The organism is Rhodanobacter thiooxydans LCS2 (genome assembly GCF_000264375.1).
Lineage (GTDB): Bacteria > Pseudomonadota > Gammaproteobacteria > Xanthomonadales > Rhodanobacteraceae > Rhodanobacter > Rhodanobacter thiooxydans.
Genome location: NZ_AJXW01000087.1, coordinates 1 through 21600, shown reverse-complemented (window position 1 = coordinate 21600; position 21600 = coordinate 1). Strand labels below are relative to the sequence as shown.

Genomic DNA, 21600 nt, shown 5'->3' with positions numbered 1-21600 from the left:
TACCAGTGAAGCGCGCACTCATTTCTGGAATTACAGGGCAAGACGGCGCCTACCTAGCCGAGTTCCTTCTGGCAAAAGGCTACGAGGTGCACGGCATCAAACGCCGCGCATCGTCCTTCAATACGGATCGCATCGACCACCTGTATCAGGACCCTCACGACCTTGATCGTCGATTCTTCTTGCACTATGGCGACCTGACCGACTCAACCAACCTCATCCGCATCGTCCAGCAGGTGCGTCCCGATGAAATTTACAACCTCGGTGCACAAAGTCATGTGCAAGTCTCGTTCGAGACCCCCGAATACACGGCAAACACCGATGCTCTGGGTACACTGCGCCTACTGGAAGCCATCCGCATACTTGGCCTGGAAGGCAGCACCCGCTTCTATCAGGCCTCGACCTCAGAGCTCTACGGGCTGGTAGCAGAAACACCGCAGACCGAACGCACGCCCTTCCACCCACGCTCGCCCTACGGTGTAGCGAAGCTCTACGCCTACTGGATCGCGGTCAATTACCGCGAAGCCTACGGCATGTATGCGTGCAACGGCATTCTGTTCAACCACGAGTCGCCCATTCGCGGAGAGACTTTTGTCACCCGCAAAATCACGCGCGGGCTGGCGTGCATTCATCTCGGCCTGCAGGACTGCCTGTACCTCGGCAATCTCGATGCTCGCCGTGACTGGGGGCACGCGCGGGATTACGTGGAAGCGCAGTGGCGGATGTTGCAACAATCGCAGGCTGAGGATTACGTGATCGCTACTGGCGAACAACATTCCGTGCGTGAATTCGTCAACTGCGCTGCACGCGAACTGGGCTTGGCTCTTGAGTGGACCGGCAGGGGAATCGACGAACAAGCTGTCGTTGTACATGCACCCGCCAACTCCGCAGCAAAAGCTGGCCAACGCATCGTCGCCATCGACCCGCGCTACCATCGCCCGGCCGAGGTGGATACGCTGCTTGGTAACCCGGGCAGGGCACGCGAAAAGCTCGGCTGGGTTGCCAAAACCAGCTTCGATGATTTGGTGCGCGAAATGATGGCCTCGGATCTTTCCCTCGCACGACGAGACGCATTGATCGAACAGTCCGGCTTCCGAATCACGCAGCATCACGAATGAACCTGATACGCACCTCATCCAGAATCTATGTTGCCGGCCACCGCGGCATGGTGGGCTCGGCAATCGTCCGCAGACTGCAGGCGGAAGGCTTCAACAACCTCGCCCTCCGAACAAGGCAGGAGCTCGACCTGACCGACCAGCACGCCGTGGAGGCGTTTTTCGCCACCGAGCGCCCCGAGTATGTTTTCCTGGCAGCCGCCAAAGTGGGTGGCATCCACGCCAACAATGCCTACCCCGCCGAGTTCCTGCGCGACAACCTTGCAATCCAGACCAACGTGATCCACAGCGCGTGGAAACAGGGTGCGAAGAAGTTGCTGTTCCTCGGTTCCTCCTGCATCTACCCCCGCGACTGTCCGCAGCCAATCAAAGAGGAGTATCTGCTGACCGGCCCACTGGAGCCGACCAACGAGTGGTACGCGATCGCCAAGATCGCCGGCGTGAGAACCTGCCAAGCCTACCGTCGCCAGTACGGCTTCGACGCGATCTGCGCGATGCCCACGAACCTCTACGGTCCCTGCGACAACTTCGACCCGCAGGACTCGCACGTGCTACCCGGCCTAATTCGCCGTTTTCACGAAGCTAAGCTGCGCGGCGACGAAGCGGTCGTGATATGGGGCACCGGCCAACCGCTGCGCGAGTTCATGCACGTGGACGACCTCGCCGATGCTGCGATGCTATTGATGCATGGCTACAGCAGTGAGGAAATCGTCAACATCGGATCAGGCGACGAGGTCAGCATCGCCGAGCTCGCGCGTCTGATCGCCGACGCAGTTGGCTTCTGCGGTCGCCTGGAATTCGATCCCTCGCGGCCGGATGGCACACCACGCAAGCGGCTCAACATATCGCGGCTCAACGCGATGGACTGGTCAGCTCGCACCCGCCTTCAGCCGGGCATCGCAGCAACTTATGCAGCGTTTCTCGCGGCGCAGCGTGATCCTGCCGAAAGGATCACGCCATGAGCAGCAATGCGGCCACAGCCCTCTATCGTCGGATCCGCGATTGGATACAGGGTATCGAAGCGCACGAGCGTACCCGCGAGCTGATCGGCGCGATGTTAGCTGACCATTTCGCGGAAAAGCGTCGGATCGCCTCGCTACACGAGGTGGAATTCCGGGTCCACTCGCAGTTCGGTGACGACGGTATCATCCAGTGGCTGGTGGCCCGGCTGCCGTCGCTGCCGAAGCGCTTTGTCGAGTTCGGTGTTGAGGACTATTCCGAATCCAACACGCGCTTTCTGATGGTCCACCGCAACTGGTCCGGCTTCGTGATGGACGGCTCTGCCGCCAACATCGAACGGCTGCGCGCACGCCGGTGGTTCTGGCGCTACAGCCTGACCGCAGAGCCCTGTTTCGTGACCCGTGAGAACGCCGACACGCTGATCGCCAAATGGGCGGGGAACGAACCGGTGGGACTACTGCACATCGACATCGACGGCAACGACTACTGGTTGTGGGAAGCGGTGAACTGCATTTCACCCGGTATCGTGATCATGGAATACAACGCTGTGTTCGGTGACGAGCGCACGATTACGACTCCCTACGCACCCGACTTCCAGCGCTTCGCCGCACATTATTCCGGGCAGTATGCGGGCGCTTCGCTGGGCGCACTCGCACATCTGGCCAGCCTCAAAGGCTATGCGCTGATCGGAAGCAACAGCGCGGGCAACAACGCCTACTTCGTACGCCGCGACCTGCTCGGCAACGATCTCATGGAAGTGCCGGTCGCGCGCGCCTTCGTGCAGCCCAATTACCGCGAGAGCCGTGACCGCTCGAACCGACTCGACTTCCTATCCTACGAGCAGCGCCAGGCATCGATCCGCGGAATGCCGGTGGTCAACGTCGCGACCGGCCAGACCGAGCCGTTTTGATGGTGGACTCGACACCGCAGCGCAAGCTGGCCATCCCACGACTGTCCTCCCTGATAGGCCATCGCGGGCGCAGCATCGCCAATACCGCCGCATGGTCGCTGGCGGCGAAAATGGCATCCGCGGCGAACCTGTTCGTTGCCGTGCCATTCGTACTCAGCGACCTCGGTCCGATGGAGTTCGGCGCCTGGGTGACGTTGGTATCGCTGGTATATTTCGCCGGCTTTCTAGATTTCGGTTTCGGCAACGGCACCATGAACTTGGTCGCCGCGGCACACGCGCGCGGCGCCTCTGGCGAAGTGGCTATCATTCTGCGCGAAGGCCGGCGCACGCTGGCAAAGGTCGCCGCTTGGCTCGCCCTCGCCGTACTGGTGGCGCTGCCGTTGGTGCCGTGGCATCACCTGCTCGGCCTGCCGGTGGAGATGGCTGGACACTGCCGCCTGGCTTCGGCCGCAGTGCTGTTCTCGATCGTGGTCGCAGTACCGCTGAATCTGGCTAACCGCGTACAATTAGGACTGGGACGCGGGGAACGCGCCTTCCGTTGGCAAACGGCCGGTCAGCTGTTCACCCTCGTTGTGGTAGCCGCCCTGGCGCACGCTGGCAGCTCATTGCCCGTACTGACTTTGGCCGCAGTGGGGACGCCCCTGCTGGCCTCGGCCTGCAACACCATCTCGCTGCGACGCGACCCCGCCTTGCAGATTTCCGCCAACCTGCCGCGACAGGCCGATATCGCCGCGCGCATCCATCACGAGGGCCTCCTGTTCTTCGTGATGCAGCTGGCGGCGGCACTGGCCTTCTCGGCCGACCTGCCACTGATCTCGGCCCTGCGTGACCCGGCACAAGCGGGCGTCTACGCGATCGTGCAACGCCTGTTCTCGGTCATCCCGCTCAGCCTGAGCCTGGTGTGGGCACCGCTCTGGCCGATCTACCGGCATGCGCTGACAGCCGAGCACCACGTCTGGGCCACGCGCACACTTCGGCGCTCGGTAGTGATGGCGGTGTGCCTCGCCAGCGGTGTGGGATCGCTGATCGTCATCGGTTTCGACTGGATCACCGGCTTCTGGATACACCGAGTACTGGGGGTCGCTACGCCGATGCTGGTCGGCTTCGCCATTTGGAGCGTGTTCGAGGCGGCCGGCACCGCATTAGCAACCTTCCTCAACGCCGCCAGCGTAATGCGCTTTCAGGTAATTACCGCCTCGACCTTCGCGATGTTGTGCTTTACGTGCAAGGCGTGGACGATCCCGAACCTGGGCGTCGAATGGCTTCCATGGGTAACCGCTACAACCTGGAGCATCACGAGTGCCCTACCCTTCCTGTGGTTTCGCAAGCGCATTATTGCCGACATTTTTGCGAAAAAGTACTGAACCTGACATACGCAGCCTGCGAGTCAGGTCTTACGCGCGCCCGCCCTCCCGACATCCAGTTCATCGAGAACAGCAGTCGTCAGGGTACGCCCCTCGGATCTGGCCAACGCCCCATCGACGAGGATTGCGACCATCGAGCGAAAATCCACGCTCGGGTGCCATCCAGTCGTTTCCCGCAATCGGGTGGTGTCGCCGCACAGTTCCTGCGCATCGCGTCGCAGGATCGAGGAGGTTTCCACCACGCGCCCTTGCCAGTCGATGCCCAGATACTGTGCGGCCGTCGCCACCAGATCCCGGACGCTGTGACTGCGCCCTGATGCCACGACGAAGTCTTGCGGTCTCTGTGCTTCAAGGATCATCGACATGGCGCGCGTGTAGTCGGGCGCGTAACCCCAGTCTACGCGCGCATCAAGGCTGCCGATCTCAAAAGATGCGCGCAGACCTTTCTTCAACGCGACAAGTCCATTTACGACGCGTTGAGTAACGAACTGCGATCCGCGCAGCGGTGATTCGTGATTGAACAGGATGCCGCAGGCGACGAACAAGCCTCGGGTACGGCGATAGTAGTCTGCCAAGAGCATCCCTGAAACCTTCGTCACGCCATAGATGCAGGTCGGGCGCATTGGCGTACTTTCGTCCTGTGGACTTGTCGCTGCGTCTCCGAACACGCGCGAGGACGACGCGTAGAAAACGCGAGCTTCCGGACAGGAAACGTACACGGACTCAAGCACGTTGCGGAATCCCTCCACATGCACGCGGCAGCTGTCCTGCCAGGTGTCTGCTTCGTTAGCGCCGGAATCCTGCGAACTATGGTGGTGAGCCGCCAAGTAGTACACCTGTTGCGGGCGGAAGCGTTCCACTAACCGCCTGATCGAGGCAAGGTCGACAACCTCGGCAGGGCCGCACTCATCGGCATCGTGGACCTCAACCGCATGCCGTGACACGCCGACGAGCGAGAATCCGCGCTTGGTTAGCTGGTCCCAAAGTATGCGCCCATCCTGGCCGCGATGACCAATGACGAGTGCCCGCGCCATCAGTCGCCCACGATCTCGATTTCCGGCAACGGGAAGATGAGCTTGCCGCCCGCGGCCAAATACTTCGCTTCGCGCTGCACGATGGTCGACTTGAAGTGCCACGGCAGGACAAGGAAGTAGTCCGGCCGCATCGCATGCGCTTCCTGTTCGGAGATAATCGGGATATGGGTGCCCGGCGTGCAGGCACCGAACTTTTCCGGATTCACCTCGGCAATCGCTGGGATCAACTCCGGTCCCAGTTTGCAGAACTGCAGCAGTACATTGCCCTTCGTCGAGGCGCCATAGCCGAGGACGCGCTTGCCGTCCGCGACCAATGACTGGATGAGCCGCTGCATATCAGCGCGGTGTTTGAACACGCGTTCCTCGAAGTGGCGATAGGGTTTGGTGGTGCTCAATCCCCAGTTCTCCTCCTGCTGCAGCATCCACTCGACAATCGAACGGTCACCGGCGATGGCGGCCTTGTCGTGACACGCAGTGACGGCGACACTGCCGCCGTTGACGCTGTTCATCTGCACATTGGTGATACGCAATCCGTGCCTGGCGAGCAAGTCGTGGATCACGCGCAGCGAGTAATACTCCAAGTGCTCGTGGCAGACGGTATCGTAGGCGTTGGTGCGCAGCATTGAGGGCATGTAACTCTGCTCGAAGTGCCACAACCCGTCGGGAGCAAGCGCTTGCGCAATGTCATGCACGAAGGCGTTTGGGTCCTCGAGATCGTAGAACATGGCGATCGATGTGATGATCTTCGCGCGATGCCCACCGGAGGCCTCAAGGAAGCGCGGGCCGGAGAAGAATTCCGTCACAACCTCGATATCGGACGGGTAGTACTCGCGAAACTTGTTTGCGGTGGGATCCATTCCTACTCGACGGATACCGCTGGTCGAATACGCCTTCAGTAGCGTACCGTCGTTGCTACCAATATCCAGCACCCAGTCACCGATGGCGAGCGGCTGCCGCCTCTCCAGCCCCCGCACTTTCTGGGTGAGATGCTCGACCATTGAAATGTTCAGGCCCGAGCGGTAGCCGTAGTTGTCACCATACATCTCAGCCAAGCTATAGGAATGCTTGAGCTGCAGCAGTCCACTATCGGGACACCAGACCAGTTCGAGAGGACCGCAGGTCACCGGCTGCGAGGGTGTGCGCGGAAACACGCCGGTCAGGTACTGCTCGCCGAGGTTGAGCACCGACACGAGGTGACGGCTACCGCTAACGCGGCACTGATGGATTTCATGGATCGGATCGGTGACACCGTTGCTCGTCATGGTTTTCCCGGGGCTTTCTTGAACCAGTTGCGATAGAAGAACCGACTCGCCTTCATGTCGAGCAGGTGGACATTGGAATCCCGATATGGCAGTCGGCAGTACAGAAGACCAGCGATGTTCGCAAGCGGGCCGGGAAAGCAAGCTATAGCGAAAGCACGTGCACGGTCGCGCAACTTGTGAACACGCGGACGCACCCAACGCCAATAGTCACCGAGATCGTAGGTGCCCTTTGCTCGATAGAAGAACAGGCTTTTGAAGCTGCGCCACGGCTCGGCCGGGTAGCAACGATGGCGCACATTCTCCGGCACCGCCACCAGCGACGCCATCAGGTCCGGCCAGCGAATCATGCGGATCTCGAATTCCCTGGGGCGCCACTGCGTATTGCCGAAACGAATGGAGATCAGCGGTTCGGCAATCGCGAGTGATGATCCCGGCAGTGGGTGCTGAAAGATCACGCCTTCATGGATAAAGCAGGAACCAAAGAACGGCTCACGCTCACGCGCCATCCAGACGTCGCGGCGGATCACCACCGCGCCTATATAGCTGAGATAGGCAGAGGTTTCATCGAAAAGGCGTTCAAACTCATTGGCCCCGTACGTGCGATCGGCGTCGAATTGAAGGCGACTGGCGTCGATTAACTCACTGAGGTCAAGGCTGCGAAGTTCCGCGTTGACAACTATGAGGCTATAGCCGTGATCGATCTCATCGAGTACGCGTGCGATCGCGCCAGGTTTGAGTAGGTCATCGTCCGACATCAACCAGCAGTACATACCCTGCGCTTCGACAACGGCGGCATCGTAGTCACGGTCAACACCACCGTTCTTCTCCTTGCGCACATATCGCAGGCGTGGAAACGTGGCTCGGAACTCAGCGACGACGCCTGGCGTAGCGTCTGTCGAGGCGCCGTCGAGGACGATGACTTCGACCGCATCGGTCGCCTGCCCTGCGATAGTGCGCAGTGTCTCGCCAATATAATCGGCGCGATTCCGGGTGGCGATGCATATGGAAAGTTTGATGTGCGTCATTGTTTTGGCGCCTCGACGCCCCACGTCATCCTCGACGCGAGGCGTAGCTTACCTATACAGGGCTTGATGGCCTAGTAGCAACCTGCAGAAGCCGGTATTGTCGACACGATTGCCAAGGATAGGATTCCTTACTCACCTGCTTCCTGTGAAATTCGCAGGGTACACAACGCCACGCTTGAACCACCCCCACACCCCACCCATGCGCGTTCTCTTTCTAGCTAAACGCCACCCACAACAACGCGACCTCATGGAGCGTCCCTACGGGCGCTTTCATTTCCTCCCCACACTACTGGCAGCCCATGGCCATGAGGTGCGTGTCACGCTCTGCAGCCATCGCAGTCTGCCATCCATCGACCTAAAACGTGACGGTGTGCACTGGTTCAGTCGCGATATTCACACGCTCGGCTTGCTCGAGTTGTTCGCGCAATTGCAACAAGAGGCGGAATCCTTTCGCCCTGATTGGATCGTTGGTTGTTCGGATGCCTGGTATGGCTGGCTGGCGCAGCGTCTAGCGCATAGGGCCGGCTCACGGCTGCTGGTCGACGCCTACGACAACTTCGAAGCGTACATGCCGTGGAACCTTCCGCTGCACTGGCTGTGGCGCCGGGCGGTGCGTAGTGCCGACTTGGTGACGGCGGCCGGACCGCAGCTGGCGGATCGATTGCAATCGTACCGCCGATCCGGCGAACCTGCGGCAGTGCTGCCAATGGCCGCCGATCCCGAGTTCGTACCACTCGACAAAACTGCCTGCAGACAGGCACTCGGCCTACCGATACAGGCCACCTATGTCGGCTATGTGGGCAGTTGGTCCGCCAGCCGAGGCTCCTCGCTACTGATCGATGCGTTCCGCCGCGCGCGCGCCGTCCGTCCGGATCTGCAACTCTTGCTGAGCGGCCGACCACCACGCGAAGCGCTAGACGAACCTGGAGTAACTGCAACCGGGTATCTGCCCGATGCAGAACTACCCATACTGCTCAATGCCCTCGATCTTGCCTGCGTGGTTACCGCCGACACCCACTTCGGCCGCTACAGCTACCCCGCAAAGCTGTGCGAGGCAATGGCCTGCAATATCCCTGTGGTCGCCACGGCAACCGGCGCGGTTCGATGGATGCTCGGCGAACATGCCGAACACCTTGCTCCCCTTGGCAATCCCAAGACCTACGCCGAGCGCATGCTGGCCTTGCTAGCCACCCCATGCACCAGGTACCAACGCCCTCCTTCCTGGGAGGACGTTGCAGTCAAGCTGGAGAACCTACTTTCCTCTGCACCCCGCCACTGAGGCCGCAGGGCCGCCACAATCACCGCCGATCAATCCGATAGATCAGCGTCGGAATGAGCCCCCGCAGCGGCTTCAACAACCAATCGGGCACCTTGCCGAGTATGTGTGTGACCATCGATTGAGGCCGCTCGATGGCAAGGGTTTCGCGCATGGCCTCGATGCACAGGTTGCGGTAGCCAAGCCCGGCGTCACAAAGCATGCGTTCAAGCCGGTACTTTTCGATCGGCTCGCAATCGTAGAACTCACCTTTGCGCATCAGGCGCAGATACGGTGTACGCCAGCTGTGCGGCCACCAGCTCAAGAACATCAGGCGGTAATGAGGCTCAGTGAGCATCCAGCGATTGGGCACGGCGAGGTAGCCGTCACCGCCGGGCTTCATCACGCGGCGGATCTCAGCAAGATGATGCGCCTGCGCCTCGGCATCACCGACATGTTCGATGACATGGTTGCTGATGACGACATCGAAGCCGGCGTTGCCGAACGGCAACTCCACGCCTTGCACCTGCTGATAACAGTAGCCTTCATGCACAAGGCGATTATCAGAGATGTCAACGGCCGTCACTTCGCAATGCAAATGCTGGTGGGTGCCGAAGTAATGGGCGATGCCGCCAGAGCCGGTACCGATTTCCAGAATGTGCAGCGGCCCCCCTCGGTTGGCTAAGCCCAGCAGGCGCTCGATCTTCAACGCTTTTCGGTTGCGTGAGTCCTGGTCGAGCACTGCGTGCGGCAGGCGCTGTGACTGTGGCGCGATCATGGCGAGTTAGGCGTGTTGGTGGCTGGCATAAGGGAATTTAGATGTCGCTGGAGTTGCACCCCGAACTCCGTCCATGCGAATCGATGCGCAAACTCGATGCACGATCGTCTCAGGCTCTCGCGCTCTATCAAGGTCGCGACAATTGCATTGGACAGAGCCGCATAGTCGCCGGGTGACACAAGATGCCCGGAACGACCCTCGGCCACCGCATCGACGATGCCACCGGTGGCGAAAGCCACAGAGGGCAGACCATGGGCAGCAGCTTCCACTGCCACCATACCAAAGCCTTCGGGATCGCCGTGGATTTGGCGCACCGGGAAGACATGCACATCGGACGCACGATAGATTGTGCCAAGTTCGGCATAGTCCGTGATCGTGCCGAGAAACAGCAGGTGTCCACCAACACCCGCTGCCTCGGCTGCGGCGCGGATGGATTCCGGCGTTTGCGCCTCGGCGTGCAGCGCCTGCCTGGGCGCGTCGCCGACGACCAGCAGCAATGCTTTCGGTCGCGCGGCAACGATGCGTGGCAAGACGTGGCTGACAAACTCGCGCAACCCCTTCCGAGTGGACAAGCGGCCGACCGACAACAGCAGGGGGCGATCACCGAGGCGGTGCGCCTGGCGAAACCGCGCTGCGCCCCCAGGCACAACGAGGCTAGACGCAAAGGCACTGGATCCCGGCTTCCGCCGGGATGACGGTTCCGGTCCCTGCTCGACCTTGTCGGCAGCCTCGACGGGCAAATCGACTCCGGGATGCACGATAGCGATGCGCGCAGGGTCGACCCCGACACTGCGACAGAGTTCGGCCGTAGCGTGACTGTTGGCAATGACGCGATCCGCGCTGCGGATCGCGCGCAACCAGATGGCGCGGTAGACGGGGTGCCTCACCGCCACGTCGAGACCATGCACATACACGCAGGTCTTCGCCCCGCACAACCGAGCGGCGGACCGTGCAATGGGTGCGGTGAGTCCACTACCCGCCAACATAATGTCAGGCTTCCAAGCCCGCGCCTCGCGTCGTGCCAGCACCCGAGCCTGAAGCAGGAACCTCCACAGTGGCTGCAACCGTGCCTCGCGCACGATGACACCTGCAGGGGCCATGGCGGCGGAACCGGATGGGCCGATCACACGCACATCCGCTGCCTTGGACAACTCATCGGCCATGTGCCAGTTGAGTCGCTCCATCCCGCCGACCAGCGGTGGCAGGTTGCGGGTCACGAGCAGGATGCGCAGCCCCTGTGAGTCAAGCATCTCGGCGATACGTCAGCGCCGTGATCTGCTCAGACACCAACCCGATCAGAAACACGATCACCGCAGCGCTCCACATCAGCGTGCTGCCGTTGGTGAGGCGGCCTTCGTGCGCGAAGGTCCAAGCGTAGTTGGCGCAACCGAGCAGGAAGAACAGGCCGCTCGCCGGCACGAACAGCTTCAGCGGCGAGTACAGCGTGGCGATCTTGAAGATGATCAGCAGGAAGCGTATGCCGTCGCGCAGGGGTTTGATGTGGCTTTTGCCGACGCGCTGTGCCGCCTTGATCGGAATGTAGGCGACCGGGTAGGCGCTGCGGAAGAACGCCATGGTGCTGGTGGTGGGGTAGCTGAAGCCGTTCGGCAGCAGATGCAGGAACTCGCGGAACTTGTCCGCGCGCACGGCGCGGAAGCCGGAGGTGAGGTCGAGCACGGGGTGACCGGTCATCTTGGTGGCCAGCCAGTTGTACAAGGTGTTGGCGATGCCGCGGCCGACGCCGGCTTGGCTGCCCCAATCGCGGGCTCCCACCACCATGTCGTAGCCGCGGTTCAACTGGTCGAGCAGGCGGGCGACGTCGGCCGGGTCGTGCTGGCCATCGCCGTCCATGAACACCAGGATGTCACCCGTGGCGGCGCGGGCGCCGCGCTTGATCGCGGCGCCGTTGCCCATCGAGTACGGCGAAGACAGGCACTGCACGCCGCTGCTGGCGCAGATGCCGCGGGTGTCGTCGGTGGAACCGTCGTCGACCACGATGATCTCGGCCTCCGGGTGCGTGGCGCGCAGGCGCGGCAGCAGCGTGGCCAGCGCAGGCGCCTCGTTCTTGGCGGGCAGGATGATGCTCAGGTGATTCAACAGGCGGCTCCCCGGGTGGAGCGGGGATCATAGCGTGAAGGCCGGGCGCAGGTTGCAGAAGGGGTTGGGTTTTTTGAGGGCTTCATCCAGCGCGGTGGCTGGGCAGCGGGGCGCCTGCCCTATCGCGTCAAGTAACTTCGAAAACCCTCGAACGTCCGTCATTCCAACGAAAGTTGGAATCCAGTGCCTTGGCTGTTCAAGGGCTTGGAGTCGCTGAATCCCAGCTTTCGCCGGGATGACGAACAAAAACCGAGTTATTCGAGGTGCCCGTCAGGCAATCCGGCCAGACGTCAGGTGATCAGGCTCATGCCGGCATGTTTGGCGGCACCGCGGTCAAACGTCATGGTGTGTTCGCAGCCGGCGGACGTAGCGGTGCATGCGATCAGGCAGTCGGCAAAATCTGCCTTGGAGTTGCGGTAAACGCGCACTGCTTTCCAGACGACCTCCGCACGCTCCACTATCAACTCCTTGGTGCGTAGCAGGGCTTCCAGTGCTTCGGTGAGCTGCGCGCGGTCCAGGCCATACGCCGCACCCAGCACCCAGGCCAATTCGATCACGGATACGATCGAAATCCAGCCCGGCGCCTCGACGGTCAGCGCGTCGAGCAAGGCCGAGGCCTTGGCCGACTGCGTCGTATCGTCCTGCATGATGTAACGCACCAGGACATTGGTATCCAGGCCGATCATTTCGCCGCCGCACCCGCCGCTGCGATCGCGGCGTTCATCTGCTCGATCGACACCGGTTTGCGCGCTTTGCCGAACATGCCCTTGAGTGCGCTCACGGAGCGCGTGGCAGCGATGAACTCATACCGGCCAGGCTCGATTTCCACAAATTCCACCCGATCCCCGGCACGCACATGCATGGCCTCACGCACGGCAACCGGAATCGTGATCTGGCCCTTGCTGGTAACGCTGGCGGTGGTCATGGCCTTCTCCTTCGAGTTCCTTATATCATTGTAAGGAGCTAGAGATGCGCGATCAAGGTAGCCGGGCGCATCGGCCGTGCTTGCACCGTGCAGATGCGCGGATCACCCAGGAACCGGGCCTAGTGATTGCCTTGTCGGCAACACCATTCCGGCGAGAGCGGCGGGCAGCGCTCGCTCTACCCGCTGCTTCCTCCCCTGCTCGCCCTTCAAAGGACTTCCCATGGTCGCTGGGGAGGGTTGGTGGGGTTGCGTCCGGACGAGAGATCAAGAGCTTTACCCCCTCCTGGCCTCCCCCTGCAAGCAGGGGGAGGGACCAGATATGGAGTTCCTGCAAGCAGGGGGAGGGACCAGATATGGAGTTCCTGCACGCAGGGGGAGGGACCAGATATGGAGTTCCTGCACGCAGGGGGAGGGACCGGATATGGGGTTCCTGCGCAGGGAGGGCCCGGCTTGGTGTCCTTGGCTCAAACGGAGAGGGGCCGTGCGGGATGTCTTGACCGATACGGCAAGCGGGCCCGCGAGGTGGGTTTGCGCACTGCGTCAACCTGTGCGGCCCTGCCCACCAACGATGGGTGACCTGCGCGCCGGACTGCGGTAGATTCAACAACATACAGGGGCAAGGTCGAGTAGGTTATGTCATCTCAATTACAGCCGTCGCTCGCGGGCTTGTCCGGCATGGCCCGCCGGTTGGTATCTGAAGGGGTAATGCCCGAGGACGTGGTACGCAAGGCCATGGCCGACAGCAGCCAGCAGAAGGCCACGCTGGGCGCCTGGCTGCTGGACCGCAGCTTGGTCGACAGCGCCGAACTGACCCGGATCGCCTCGGCCGAATTCGGCATGCCGATGATGGACGTGGCCGCGCTGAACCCGGCCACGATGCCGCTGGACCTGATCAGCGAGGCGCTGATCACCAAGCACCAGGCGCTGCCGCTGTTCCGCCGCGGCAAGCGGCTGTACGTGGGCATCGCCGACCCGATGCAGTCGCATGCGCTGGACGAGATCAAGTTCCACTCCAACTGCATGGTGGAGCCGATCCTGGTGGAGCGCGGCTCGCTGCAGCGGGTGATCGAGAGCCTGCTCAACAACATGCGCAACACCATGCCCGACATGGGCGGCGGCGACCTCGACGAGCTGGACATCGAGGGCGGCGACGACGAGGGCGAGTCGAGCAGCGGCGTCGACGCGAATGCGAACGACGACGCGCCGGTGGTGAAGTTCGTCAACAAGATCCTGGTCGACGCGATCCGCCGCGGCGCCTCGGACATCCATTTCGAGCCGTTCGAAACCCAATACCGCGTGCGCCTGCGCATGGACGGCATGCTGAAGGCGGTGGCCAACCCGCCGATGAAGATGGCCAACCGCATCTCCTCGCGCATCAAGGTGATGGCCCAGCTGGACATCGCCGAGAAGCGCGTGCCGCAGGACGGCCGCATCAAGCTCAACCTGTCCAAGACCCGCGCGGTCGACTTCCGCGTGAGCACGCTGCCCACGCTGTTCGGCGAGAAGATCGTGCTGCGCATCCTGGACGGCTCCTCGGCCAGGATCGGCATCGAGAAGCTGGGCTACGAGCCGAACCAGCAGAAGCTCTACGTCGATGCGATCCACAAGCCGTACGGCATGGTGCTGGTCACCGGCCCCACCGGCTCGGGCAAGACGGTGTCGCTGTACACCGGCCTGAACATGCTCAACACCGCCGAGCGCAACATCTCGACGGTGGAAGACCCGGTGGAAATCCGCGTCGAGGGCATCAACCAGGTGCAGCAGAACGTGAAGCGCGGCATGACCTTTGCCAGCGCGCTGCGCTCGTTCCTGCGCCAGGACCCGGACGTGATCATGGTCGGCGAGATCCGCGACCTGGAGACCGCCGAGATCGCGATCAAGGCGGCGCAGACCGGTCACATGGTGCTGTCCACCCTGCACACCAACGACGCGGCGCAGACCATCTCGCGCCTGATGAACATGGGCATCGCGCCGTACAACATCACCTCGTCGGTGACCCTGATCATCGCCCAGCGCCTGGCGCGGCGCCTGCACGACTGCAAGAAGCCGATCGAGCTGCCGCCCAAGGTGCTGCTGGACGCCGGCTTCACCCAGGCCGACATCGACGCGGGGCTGACCATCTACGAGGCCGTCGGCTGCGACAGCTGCAACGAGGGTTACAAGGGTCGCGTGGGTATCTATCAGGTAATGCCGATGCTGGAGGATATCCAGAAGATCATCCTGCAAGGTGGCAATGCACTGCAGATCGCCGAGGTGGCCAAGGCCGCCGGCATCAACGACCTGCGCGCGTCGGCCCTGCTGAAGGTGAAGCAGGGGCTGACCAGCCTGACCGAGATCGACCGCGTCACCAAGGAATGAGCGGCGGATATGGGATCCCTTTTGCACCGAACTTGCGTCCGACGCCACGGTTTGACGCCGCAAAAATGGCATAAGCTGCACAAATACTGTCTGCCGCCCGCATAGGGCGGCTCCGGGACTGGTCCACTGGGGGAAGATGCGCATGGCCACGGCTACCGCAACGAACATCAACAAGGCGCGCGAGCTCGGGGCCCAGCGCGCCGAAGTCAGCAAGCTGACCACCTACGAGTGGGTGGCGCTGGACAAGCGCGGCAAGCGCATGAAAGGCGACATGCCGGCGAAGAACGCCTCGCTGGTCAAGGCCGAACTGCGCCGCCAGGGCATGAACCCGCAGACCGTGCGCGAGCGCGCCAAGCCGCTGTTCGGCGCCACCGGCAGCACGGTCAAGCCGGGCGACGTGGCCGTGTTCAGCCGCCAGATCGCCACCATGATGGCCTCCGGCGTGCCGATGGTGCAGTCCTTCGACATCATCGCCGACGGCCAGAAGAACATCCGTTTCAAGAACATCCTGCTCGACGTGAAGCAGAACATCGAGGGCGGCGCGGCGCTGCACGAGGCGCTGGCGCGCTACCCGGTGCAGTTCGACGAGCTGTATTGCAACCTGGTGCACGCCGGCGAGACCTCCGGCGTGCTGGATACCGTGCTGGACACCGTGGCCACCTACAAGGAGCGCACGGAAGCGATCAAGAAGAAGATCAAGAAGGCGCTGTTCTACCCGATGATGGTGCTGGTGGTGGTGTTCCTGGTCTGCCTGATCATGCTGTTGTTCGTGGTGCCGGTGTTCGCCAAGACCTTCCAGGATGCCGGCGCGCAGCTGCCGGCGCCGACCCAGTTGCTGGTCAGTGCCTCGGAGTTCATGCAGAGCTACTGGCTGTTGGTGGTCGGCGTGACCGTGGGCGGCGTGGTCGCGCTGGTCGTCGCCAAGAAGCGCTCGGTGAAGTTCGCCCACTTCCTCGACCGCATGGCGCTGAAGATGCCGGTGATGGGCAACATCGTGCGCAACTCGGCGATCGCCCGCTTCGCCCGCACCCTGGGCGTGACCTTCCGCGCCGGCGTGCCGCTGGTCGAGGCGCTGGACGCGGTGGCCGGCGCCACCGGCAGCGTGGTCTACGGCGATGCCGTGAAGCAGATGCGCGAGGACATCTCGGTCGGCCACCAGCTGCAGCTGGCGATGAAACAGACCAACCTGTTCCCGAACATGGTGGTGCAGATGACCGCGATCGGCGAAGAATCCGGCGCGCTGGACAACATGTTGTTCAAGGTTGCCGAGTTCTACGAGGAGGAAGTCAGCAACGCCGTCGACACCCTGTCCACCCTGCTCGAACCGATCATCATGGTGGTGCTGGGCACCCTGGTCGGCGGCATGGTGATCGCGCTGTACCTGCCGATCTTCAAGCTCGCCGGCACGTTCTGATTCCTGACGTTGCTGATGCTTGGGGAATCGAGCATCGCGGCAACCCCGCACCCTCTCCCTAAGGGAGAGGGGCTTTCAGAAAACCCGCACCTGCTTTGGAGCCCCTCTCCCCTCGGGAGAGGGGTGGGGGAGAGGGTACGATCGAGCGATGAACCCCAAGCCACCGCTACCCACGCACACGCTCAATACGGCGAAGTCGCTGCGAACCTCCGGCACCGACGCAGAGCACGAGCTGTGGTACCACCTGCGTGCCCGGCGCCTGGATGGACTCAAGTTCCGCCGCCAACATCCCATGCCGCCCTACGTCGCGGACTTTTACTGCGATGAGCTCAAGTTGGTCATCGAGCTGGACGGTTCACAGCACGATGAGCAAAGCGACTCGATCCGTACACAGGCACTGCAGCGCCAGGGCCTGTTTGTGCTGAGATTCTGGGACAATCAGGTATTGCAGGAAACCGGAGCAGTGCTTGAGGCGATCTTGAATTTCGCTCGGCACCGCACCCTCTCCCCCACCCCCACCCCTCTCCCGACGGGAGAGGGGCTTTAGAGCAAGGCCGACGCATGCCCGAACTTCCCCTTGCCCTGTGGATCGCCCTGGCCGGTGTGCTCGGCCTGCTGGTGGGCAGCTTTCTCAACGTGGTGATCCTGCGCCTGCCAGCGCGCATGGCGGCAGCGTGGCGGCAGGAGGCGTGGGATGTGCTGGAGCTCCAGGCTGACGCCGTGCCGCTGCCGCCGGGTATCGTGCGCGAGCCGTCGCATTGCCCGCACTGCAAGCACCCGTTGTCAGCGCTGGACAACATTCCGCTGCTTGGCTGGCTGCTGCTGCGCGGGCGCTGCCGCTACTGCCGGGCGGAGATTTCGATCCAGTACCCGTTGGTGGAACTGCTCAGCGGCGTGCTGAGCGCGGTGATCGTGTGGAAATTCGGGCCGTCATGGGCGGCGCTGGCGGGGCTGGCGCTGACCTGGACGCTGATCGCGCTGTCCGGCATCGACTTCCGCACCCAGTTGTTGCCCGACCAGCTCACCCTGCCGCTGCTGTGGCTGGGCCTGCTGCTGTCGCTGCTGCCGATGTTCGTCACCGCGCCGGCGTCGATCCTGGCCGCCGCGATCGGCTACCTCAGCCTGTGGAGCGTGTACTGGGCGTTCAAGCTGCTGACCGGCAAGGAAGGCATGGGCCACGGCGACTTCAAGCTGCTCGCCGCACTGGGCGCATGGATGGGGCCGGTGTCGCTGCTGCCGATCATCCTGCTGTCCTCGCTGATCGGTGCGCTGGTCGGTGGCACCCTGATTGCGTTGCGCCGACACGAGCGCGCGATCCCGATGCCGTTCGGCCCGTTCCTCGCTGCCGCCGGCTGGGTCTGGTTCGTGGCGGGTGCGGACCTGCTGCAGGGCTACATGCAACTGACCGGCGTGCGATGACCCAGCGTCCGCACGCCATGGTGGTTGCCCTGACCGGCGGCGTGGCTGCCGGCAAGACGGCGGTGGCGCGGCGCTTCGAGGCGCTGGGCGTGCACGTGCATGATGCCGACGTGGCCGCCCGCGAGGTGATCGAGCCGGGTACGCCCGGACTGGCCGCGGTAGTCGACGCCTTCGGTGCCGGCGTACTCGACGACGCGGGCCGGCTGGATCGCGCGGCGATGCGTCGGCATGTGTTCGCCGATCCCGCGGCGCGCCAGACACTGGAGGCGATCATCCACCCGCTCGTACGCCATTGGCTGCATCAACGCGCGCTGGCCGAACGCGGGCCGTATTGCCTGCTGGCGATTCCCTTGCTGGCGGAGAACATCGAGCACTATCGCTGGGTCGACCGCGTGTTGCTGGTCGATGCCCCCGAACCGGTGCAGCTCGCGCGCCTGATCGACCGCGACGGCATCGACGAAGCCCTTGCCCGTCGTATGCTGGCGCACCAGGCCAGCCGCGCCGAACGCCGGGCGGTGGCCGACGACGTGATCGAGAACAACGGCGACGAAAGTGCGCTGGACCACGCTGTCGCCGAGTTGCACCGGCGCTACCTGGCCCTGGCACAACACCGGTAGGAGCCCGCTGGCGGGCGATGCTTTTAAAGCCGGCATGACCAGATGTTCGTCTGTTGAGAGCCGGGATTCGGGATTCGGAAGAGCATCGCCCGCCAGCGGGCTCCTACCGACCGGACGCTGCGGCGCTGCACGCCTCGATCAAGGTTTGCAGGATCGGCCGGTCCGCCGGGGTGAGGATGGCCATGTCCACCAGGGCGGGGAGTTGCCATTGCAGGGCCTGCCCTTCCAGCGGACGCGGCTCGCCGATCCACGCCTCGACCCGCCAGGCATCCAGCAGCAGTTCGTGCCCGCCGTAATTCCATGGCAACGCGACCAGCGGTTCGGCGTGCTGCAGGGTGACGCCCAGCTCCTCGCGCAGCTCGCGCGCCAGCGCCGCCAGCGGCGTCTCGCCCGGCTCACGCTTGCCGCCGGGGAATTCCCACATCCCGGCCAGGTGCTTGCCCGGCGGACGCTGCGCCAGCAGCACGCGGCCGTCGGCGTCCCGCAGCAACCCGGCCATCACGTGCATCACCGCACATGGCATGGAAGCAGGCATCAGGCGCTGCGCAGATACTCGACCATGTCGAAGTCGTAGGCGTGTTTGGCGTCGGCCTTGTGGTGCACGCGGGAGACCTCGGTCCAGTCGCTGAAGTGCACGCCCGGAAAGAATGCGTCGGCGCCGTCGACCGCGGCGCCGACCCAGGTGAGGTACATGCGACGAGCGCGCGGCAGCGCCTCGGCAAACACCATGCCCCCGCCGATCACCATCAGGCCGGTGTTGTCGCAGCGCGCCTGCGCTTCTTCGATCGAGCGCACGGTGATCTGGCCCGGGTACGGCGCCTCGTGGCGGCGCGTCAGCACCAGGTTGACCCGGTCCGGCAAGGCGCGGCCGATCGACAGCGCAGTGTGATAGCCCATCAGCACGTTCCGGCCGGTGGTCAACTGCTTGAACCAGCGCAGGTCGTCGGGCAGGTGCCAGGGCAGCTGACCCTTGCGGCCGATTGCGAAGTTTTCGTCGAGTGCGGCGATCAGCGAAATGGCCATGGCGAATCCTTGGAAGACTGGATGGTCAGTGGGACAGCCAGCGTCCGCGAATGACGCCGCCGTTGACGCCCGATCTTAACAGGCGGCCGAGATGCCGGCGCCGCACGTTCCTGCGCCGTGGCTACACCGCCACGGCGGCCTTGATCGCCGGATGCGACTGGTAACCCTCGATCGCGATGTCCTCGTAGCGGAAATCGAAGATCGAGCGCACCGCCGGATTGAGTTCGAGCCGCGGCAGCGGCAACGGTTCGCGGCCCAGCTGCAGCCGCGCCTGCTCCAGATGGTTGTTGTACAGGTGGGCGTCGCCCAGCGTATGCACGAAGTCGCCCACGCCCAGGCCACAGACCTGCGCGATCATGTGGGTGAGCAGCGCGTAGCTGGCGATGTTGAATGGCACGCCGAGGAAGATGTCGCCCGAGCGCTGGTACAGCTGGCAGCTGAGTTTTCCGTCTGCCACGTAGAACTGGAACATGGTGTGGCACGGCATCAGCGCCATCTTCGGCAGCTCGCCCACGTTCCACGCGCTGACGATCAGCCGCCGCGAGTCCGGGTTGCGCCGGATCTCGTCGACCACCCAGGCGATCTGGTCCACCGCGTTGCCGTCGGCGGTGGGCCACGCGCGCCACTGCCGGCCGTAGACCGGGCCGAGCTCGCCCTGCGCATCGGCCCACTCGTCCCAGATGCGCACGCCGTGTTCCTTCAGGTAGGCGATGTTGGTGTCGCCGCGCAGGAACCAGATCAGCTCGTGCACGATCGACTTGAGGTGCAGCTTCTTGGTGGTGACCAGCGGGAAACCGTCGTTGAGGTCGAAACGCATCTGCCAGCCGAACACGCTCTTGGTGCCGGTGCCGGTGCGGTCGGTTTTTTCGGTGCCGTGGTCGAGCACGTGGCGGAGCAGATCGAGATAGGCGCGCATCAGCGGATTCTAGCCCGCGAGGCATGACAACGGTCACTCCCGCCACGCGTTTTCCCGCCCTAGACTCGGGTCTTCCCACCAGGAGATGGATCATGGCGCAGTGGTTTTTCAGCTACGGCAAGAACGCCGACCGGATCGGCCCGCTCGACGACGCGGCGGCGCGGGCGCAGGCGCAGCGCCAGCCGGACGGCTACTGCTGGCGCGATGGCTTTGCCGAATGGAAGCCGATCCGCAGCGTGGCCGAGTTCGGCGGCACGCCGCTGGCGCCGCCACCGATGCCGCCGGCGATGGGCAGCGGCCGCGCCGACGAGATCGACTACCGCATCGTCGGTACCGACATGCAATTCGTCGAGATCGAGCTGGACCCCGGCGAAAGCGCGATCGCCGAGGCCGGCGCGCTGATGTACAAGGAATCCGCCGTGCAGATGGATACCGTGTTCGGCGACGGCTCCAGCTCCGGCCAGGGCGGCGGCCTGATGGACAAGTTGCTCTCCGCCGGCAAGCGCGTGATCACCGGCGAAAGCCTGTTCACCACGGTGTTCACCCACGCCGGCAGCGGCAAGGCGAAGGTGGCGTTCGCCGCGCCCTACCCCGGCACGGTGATGGCGATGAAGCTGTCCGACCACGGCGGCCGGCTGATCTGCCAGAAGGACGCGTTCCTGGCCGGCGCGCGCGGCGTGCAGTTGGGCATCTTCTTCCAGCGCAAGATCCTCACCGGTTTGTTCGGCGGCGAGGGTTTCATCATGCAGAAGCTCGAAGGCGACGGCTGGGTGTTCGTGCATGCCGGCGGCACCGTGGTGCAGCGCGAGCTGAGGGCCGGCGAGCGGCTCGACGTGGACACCGGCTGCGTGGTCGCCTTCCACGACACGGTGAGCATGGACGTCAAGCCCGTCGGCGGCATCAAGAGCATGCTGTTCGGCGGCGAAGGCGTGTTCCTGGCCACGCTGACCGGACCGGGCACGGTGTGGCTGCAGTCGCTGCCGTTCTCGCGCATGGCCGGACGCATGCTGGCAGCCGCGCCGCAGGGTGGCGGCCAGCGCCGCGGCGAGGGTTCGATCCTCGGCGGGCTGGGCGACATCCTCGGCGGCGACCGGAATTTCTAGGAGCACTGTGTAGGGCGGGCACTGCCCG

Annotated in this window: 22 protein-coding genes; 11 read left to right on the top strand and 11 right to left on the bottom strand. The window is 63.5% G+C overall.

Annotation, left to right across the window (positions count from 1 at the left end):
- Nucleotides 1–5 precede the first annotated feature (5 nt).
- Genes gmd through UUA_RS15700 form a run of 4 tightly spaced genes read left to right on the top strand, consistent with a single transcriptional unit; the run spans nt 6 to nt 4346 of the window.
- Nucleotides 6–1115 (top strand): GDP-mannose 4,6-dehydratase, encoded by a 1110-nt coding sequence (gene gmd / locus UUA_RS15715; protein ID WP_008438600.1) that lies wholly within the window; start codon nt 6–8, stop codon nt 1113–1115.
- Nucleotides 1112–2074 carry a GDP-L-fucose synthase family protein gene (locus UUA_RS15710; RefSeq protein WP_008438599.1) on the top strand — a complete coding sequence of 321 codons (963 nt, stop codon included), beginning with the start codon at nt 1112–1114 and terminating at the stop codon, nt 2072–2074. Before gmd ends, UUA_RS15710 begins: the two co-directional genes overlap by 4 nt.
- Nucleotides 2071–2982 carry a hypothetical protein gene (locus UUA_RS15705; RefSeq protein WP_008438598.1) on the top strand — a complete coding sequence of 304 codons (912 nt, stop codon included), beginning with the start codon at nt 2071–2073 and terminating at the stop codon, nt 2980–2982. Before UUA_RS15710 ends, UUA_RS15705 begins: the two co-directional genes overlap by 4 nt.
- The gene (locus tag UUA_RS15700) at nt 2982–4346 is read left to right on the top strand and encodes a lipopolysaccharide biosynthesis protein (protein ID WP_008438597.1); all 1365 of its coding nucleotides are present in this window, start codon (nt 2982–2984) and stop codon (nt 4344–4346) included. The genes UUA_RS15705 and UUA_RS15700 overlap by 1 nt, the downstream gene beginning before the upstream one ends.
- Before the next feature lie 23 nt (nt 4347–4369).
- Here UUA_RS15700 and UUA_RS15695 read toward each other — a convergent pair whose 3' ends face one another.
- From UUA_RS15695 to UUA_RS15685, 3 genes are read right to left on the bottom strand one after another with little or no spacing between them, the layout of a single operon-like run.
- On the bottom strand, nt 4370–5380 hold the full coding sequence (locus UUA_RS15695; protein WP_008438596.1) for a GDP-mannose 4,6-dehydratase: 1011 nt from the start codon (nt 5378–5380) through the stop codon (nt 4370–4372).
- Complete coding sequence (locus tag UUA_RS15690; RefSeq protein WP_008438595.1) at nt 5380–6642, bottom strand: class I SAM-dependent methyltransferase; 1263 nt, start codon at nt 6640–6642, stop codon at nt 5380–5382. Before UUA_RS15690 ends, UUA_RS15695 begins: the two co-directional genes overlap by 1 nt.
- The gene (locus UUA_RS15685) at nt 6639–7667 is read right to left on the bottom strand and encodes a glycosyltransferase family 2 protein (protein ID WP_008438594.1); all 1029 of its coding nucleotides are present in this window, start codon (nt 7665–7667) and stop codon (nt 6639–6641) included. The genes UUA_RS15690 and UUA_RS15685 overlap by 4 nt, the downstream gene beginning before the upstream one ends.
- A gap of 247 nt (nt 7668–7914) precedes the next feature.
- On the opposite strand from UUA_RS15685, the gene UUA_RS15680 reads away from it, so the two are divergent.
- Entirely contained in the window at nt 7915–8946 is a 1032-nt protein-coding gene (locus tag UUA_RS15680; protein WP_008438593.1) for a glycosyltransferase, read from the top strand.
- 19 nt (nt 8947–8965) lie between these two features.
- On the opposite strand, the gene UUA_RS15675 is transcribed toward UUA_RS15680, so the two are convergent.
- The 5 genes from UUA_RS15675 to UUA_RS15655 form a co-directional block, all read right to left on the bottom strand.
- On the bottom strand, nt 8966–9700 hold the full coding sequence (locus UUA_RS15675; protein WP_008438592.1) for a class I SAM-dependent methyltransferase: 735 nt from the start codon (nt 9698–9700) through the stop codon (nt 8966–8968).
- Nucleotides 9697–10950, bottom strand: coding sequence for a glycosyltransferase family 4 protein (locus UUA_RS15670; RefSeq protein WP_008438590.1), 1254 nt, complete (start codon nt 10948–10950; stop codon nt 9697–9699). The genes UUA_RS15675 and UUA_RS15670 overlap by 4 nt, the downstream gene beginning before the upstream one ends.
- Nucleotides 10943–11797, bottom strand: a complete 855-nt coding sequence (locus UUA_RS15665; protein WP_008438588.1) for a glycosyltransferase family 2 protein — start codon at nt 11795–11797, stop codon at nt 10943–10945. Before UUA_RS15665 ends, UUA_RS15670 begins: the two co-directional genes overlap by 8 nt.
- A 290-nt stretch (nt 11798–12087) precedes the next feature.
- A complete protein-coding gene (locus tag UUA_RS15660) occupies nt 12088–12483 on the bottom strand; it encodes a type II toxin-antitoxin system VapC family toxin (RefSeq protein ID WP_007513922.1) in 396 nt (131 codons plus the stop codon).
- Complete coding sequence (locus UUA_RS15655; RefSeq protein ID WP_007513924.1) at nt 12480–12722, bottom strand: AbrB/MazE/SpoVT family DNA-binding domain-containing protein; 243 nt, start codon at nt 12720–12722, stop codon at nt 12480–12482. The genes UUA_RS15660 and UUA_RS15655 overlap by 4 nt, the downstream gene beginning before the upstream one ends.
- Before the next feature lie 633 nt (nt 12723–13355).
- Here UUA_RS15655 and pilB point away from each other — a divergent pair.
- The 5 genes from pilB (at nt 13356) to coaE (ending at nt 18530) form a co-directional block, all read left to right on the top strand.
- Nucleotides 13356–15080: a type IV-A pilus assembly ATPase PilB gene (pilB, locus tag UUA_RS15650; protein ID WP_007513926.1), complete on the top strand. Its 1725-nt coding sequence runs from the start codon at nt 13356–13358 to the stop codon at nt 15078–15080.
- A gap of 142 nt (nt 15081–15222) precedes the next feature.
- Complete coding sequence (locus UUA_RS15645) at nt 15223–16494, top strand: type II secretion system F family protein (protein WP_008438585.1); 1272 nt, start codon at nt 15223–15225, stop codon at nt 16492–16494.
- A 148-nt stretch (nt 16495–16642) separates the two neighbouring features.
- Complete coding sequence (locus UUA_RS15640) at nt 16643–17041, top strand: endonuclease domain-containing protein (RefSeq protein WP_008438584.1); 399 nt, start codon at nt 16643–16645, stop codon at nt 17039–17041.
- 14 nt (nt 17042–17055) lie between these two features.
- Nucleotides 17056–17913, top strand: coding sequence for a prepilin peptidase (locus UUA_RS15635; protein WP_008438583.1), 858 nt, complete (start codon nt 17056–17058; stop codon nt 17911–17913).
- Nucleotides 17910–18530, top strand: coding sequence for a dephospho-CoA kinase (gene coaE / locus UUA_RS15630; protein WP_008438581.1), 621 nt, complete (start codon nt 17910–17912; stop codon nt 18528–18530). Before UUA_RS15635 ends, coaE begins: the two co-directional genes overlap by 4 nt.
- Before the next feature lie 103 nt (nt 18531–18633).
- Here coaE and UUA_RS15625 read toward each other — a convergent pair whose 3' ends face one another.
- The 3 genes from UUA_RS15625 to UUA_RS15615 form a co-directional block, all read right to left on the bottom strand.
- On the bottom strand, nt 18634–19065 hold the full coding sequence (locus UUA_RS15625) for an NUDIX domain-containing protein (protein ID WP_153022825.1): 432 nt from the start codon (nt 19063–19065) through the stop codon (nt 18634–18636).
- A complete protein-coding gene (locus tag UUA_RS15620; RefSeq protein ID WP_008438579.1) occupies nt 19065–19553 on the bottom strand; it encodes a dihydrofolate reductase in 489 nt (162 codons plus the stop codon). Before UUA_RS15620 ends, UUA_RS15625 begins: the two co-directional genes overlap by 1 nt.
- Nucleotides 19554–19674: 121 nt before the next feature.
- Nucleotides 19675–20469 carry a thymidylate synthase gene (locus tag UUA_RS15615; RefSeq protein WP_008438578.1) on the bottom strand — a complete coding sequence of 265 codons (795 nt, stop codon included), beginning with the start codon at nt 20467–20469 and terminating at the stop codon, nt 19675–19677.
- A 92-nt stretch (nt 20470–20561) separates the two neighbouring features.
- Here UUA_RS15615 and UUA_RS15610 point away from each other — a divergent pair, with 92 nt between their 5' ends.
- Nucleotides 20562–21572 carry a TIGR00266 family protein gene (locus tag UUA_RS15610; protein ID WP_008438577.1) on the top strand — a complete coding sequence of 337 codons (1011 nt, stop codon included), beginning with the start codon at nt 20562–20564 and terminating at the stop codon, nt 21570–21572.
- Nucleotides 21573–21600: the final 28 nt, after the last annotated feature.

What these genes read in the sequence shown, in the direction of transcription:
- UUA_RS15710 (WP_008438599.1), top strand. Translation starts at nt 1,112, where the DNA reads ATGAACCTGATACGCACCTCATCCAGAATCTATGTTGCCGGCCACCGC.
- UUA_RS15705 (WP_008438598.1), top strand. Translation starts at nt 2,071, where the DNA reads ATGAGCAGCAATGCGGCCACAGCCCTCTATCGTCGGATCCGCGATTGG.
- UUA_RS15700 (WP_008438597.1), top strand. Translation starts at nt 2,982, where the DNA reads ATGGTGGACTCGACACCGCAGCGCAAGCTGGCCATCCCACGACTGTCC.
- UUA_RS15695 (WP_008438596.1), bottom strand. Translation starts at nt 5,380, where the DNA reads ATGGCGCGGGCACTCGTCATTGGTCATCGCGGCCAGGATGGGCGCATA.
- UUA_RS15690 (WP_008438595.1), bottom strand. Translation starts at nt 6,642, where the DNA reads ATGACGAGCAACGGTGTCACCGATCCGATCCATGAAATCCATCAGTGC.
- UUA_RS15685 (WP_008438594.1), bottom strand. Translation starts at nt 7,667, where the DNA reads ATGACGCACATCAAACTTTCCATATGCATCGCCACCCGGAATCGCGCC.
- UUA_RS15680 (WP_008438593.1), top strand. Translation starts at nt 7,915, where the DNA reads ATGGAGCGTCCCTACGGGCGCTTTCATTTCCTCCCCACACTACTGGCA.
- UUA_RS15675 (WP_008438592.1), bottom strand. Translation starts at nt 9,700, where the DNA reads ATGATCGCGCCACAGTCACAGCGCCTGCCGCACGCAGTGCTCGACCAG.
- UUA_RS15670 (WP_008438590.1), bottom strand. Translation starts at nt 10,950, where the DNA reads ATGCTTGACTCACAGGGGCTGCGCATCCTGCTCGTGACCCGCAACCTG.
- UUA_RS15660 (WP_007513922.1), bottom strand. Translation starts at nt 12,483, where the DNA reads ATGATCGGCCTGGATACCAATGTCCTGGTGCGTTACATCATGCAGGAC.
- UUA_RS15655 (WP_007513924.1), bottom strand. Translation starts at nt 12,722, where the DNA reads ATGACCACCGCCAGCGTTACCAGCAAGGGCCAGATCACGATTCCGGTT.
- pilB (WP_007513926.1), top strand. Translation starts at nt 13,356, where the DNA reads ATGTCATCTCAATTACAGCCGTCGCTCGCGGGCTTGTCCGGCATGGCC.
- UUA_RS15645 (WP_008438585.1), top strand. Translation starts at nt 15,223, where the DNA reads ATGGCCACGGCTACCGCAACGAACATCAACAAGGCGCGCGAGCTCGGG.
- UUA_RS15640 (WP_008438584.1), top strand. Translation starts at nt 16,643, where the DNA reads ATGAACCCCAAGCCACCGCTACCCACGCACACGCTCAATACGGCGAAG.
- UUA_RS15635 (WP_008438583.1), top strand. Translation starts at nt 17,056, where the DNA reads ATGCCCGAACTTCCCCTTGCCCTGTGGATCGCCCTGGCCGGTGTGCTC.
- coaE (WP_008438581.1), top strand. Translation starts at nt 17,910, where the DNA reads ATGACCCAGCGTCCGCACGCCATGGTGGTTGCCCTGACCGGCGGCGTG.
- UUA_RS15625 (WP_153022825.1), bottom strand. Translation starts at nt 19,065, where the DNA reads ATGCCTGCTTCCATGCCATGTGCGGTGATGCACGTGATGGCCGGGTTG.
- UUA_RS15620 (WP_008438579.1), bottom strand. Translation starts at nt 19,553, where the DNA reads ATGGCCATTTCGCTGATCGCCGCACTCGACGAAAACTTCGCAATCGGC.
- UUA_RS15615 (WP_008438578.1), bottom strand. Translation starts at nt 20,469, where the DNA reads ATGCGCGCCTATCTCGATCTGCTCCGCCACGTGCTCGACCACGGCACC.
- UUA_RS15610 (WP_008438577.1), top strand. Translation starts at nt 20,562, where the DNA reads ATGGCGCAGTGGTTTTTCAGCTACGGCAAGAACGCCGACCGGATCGGC.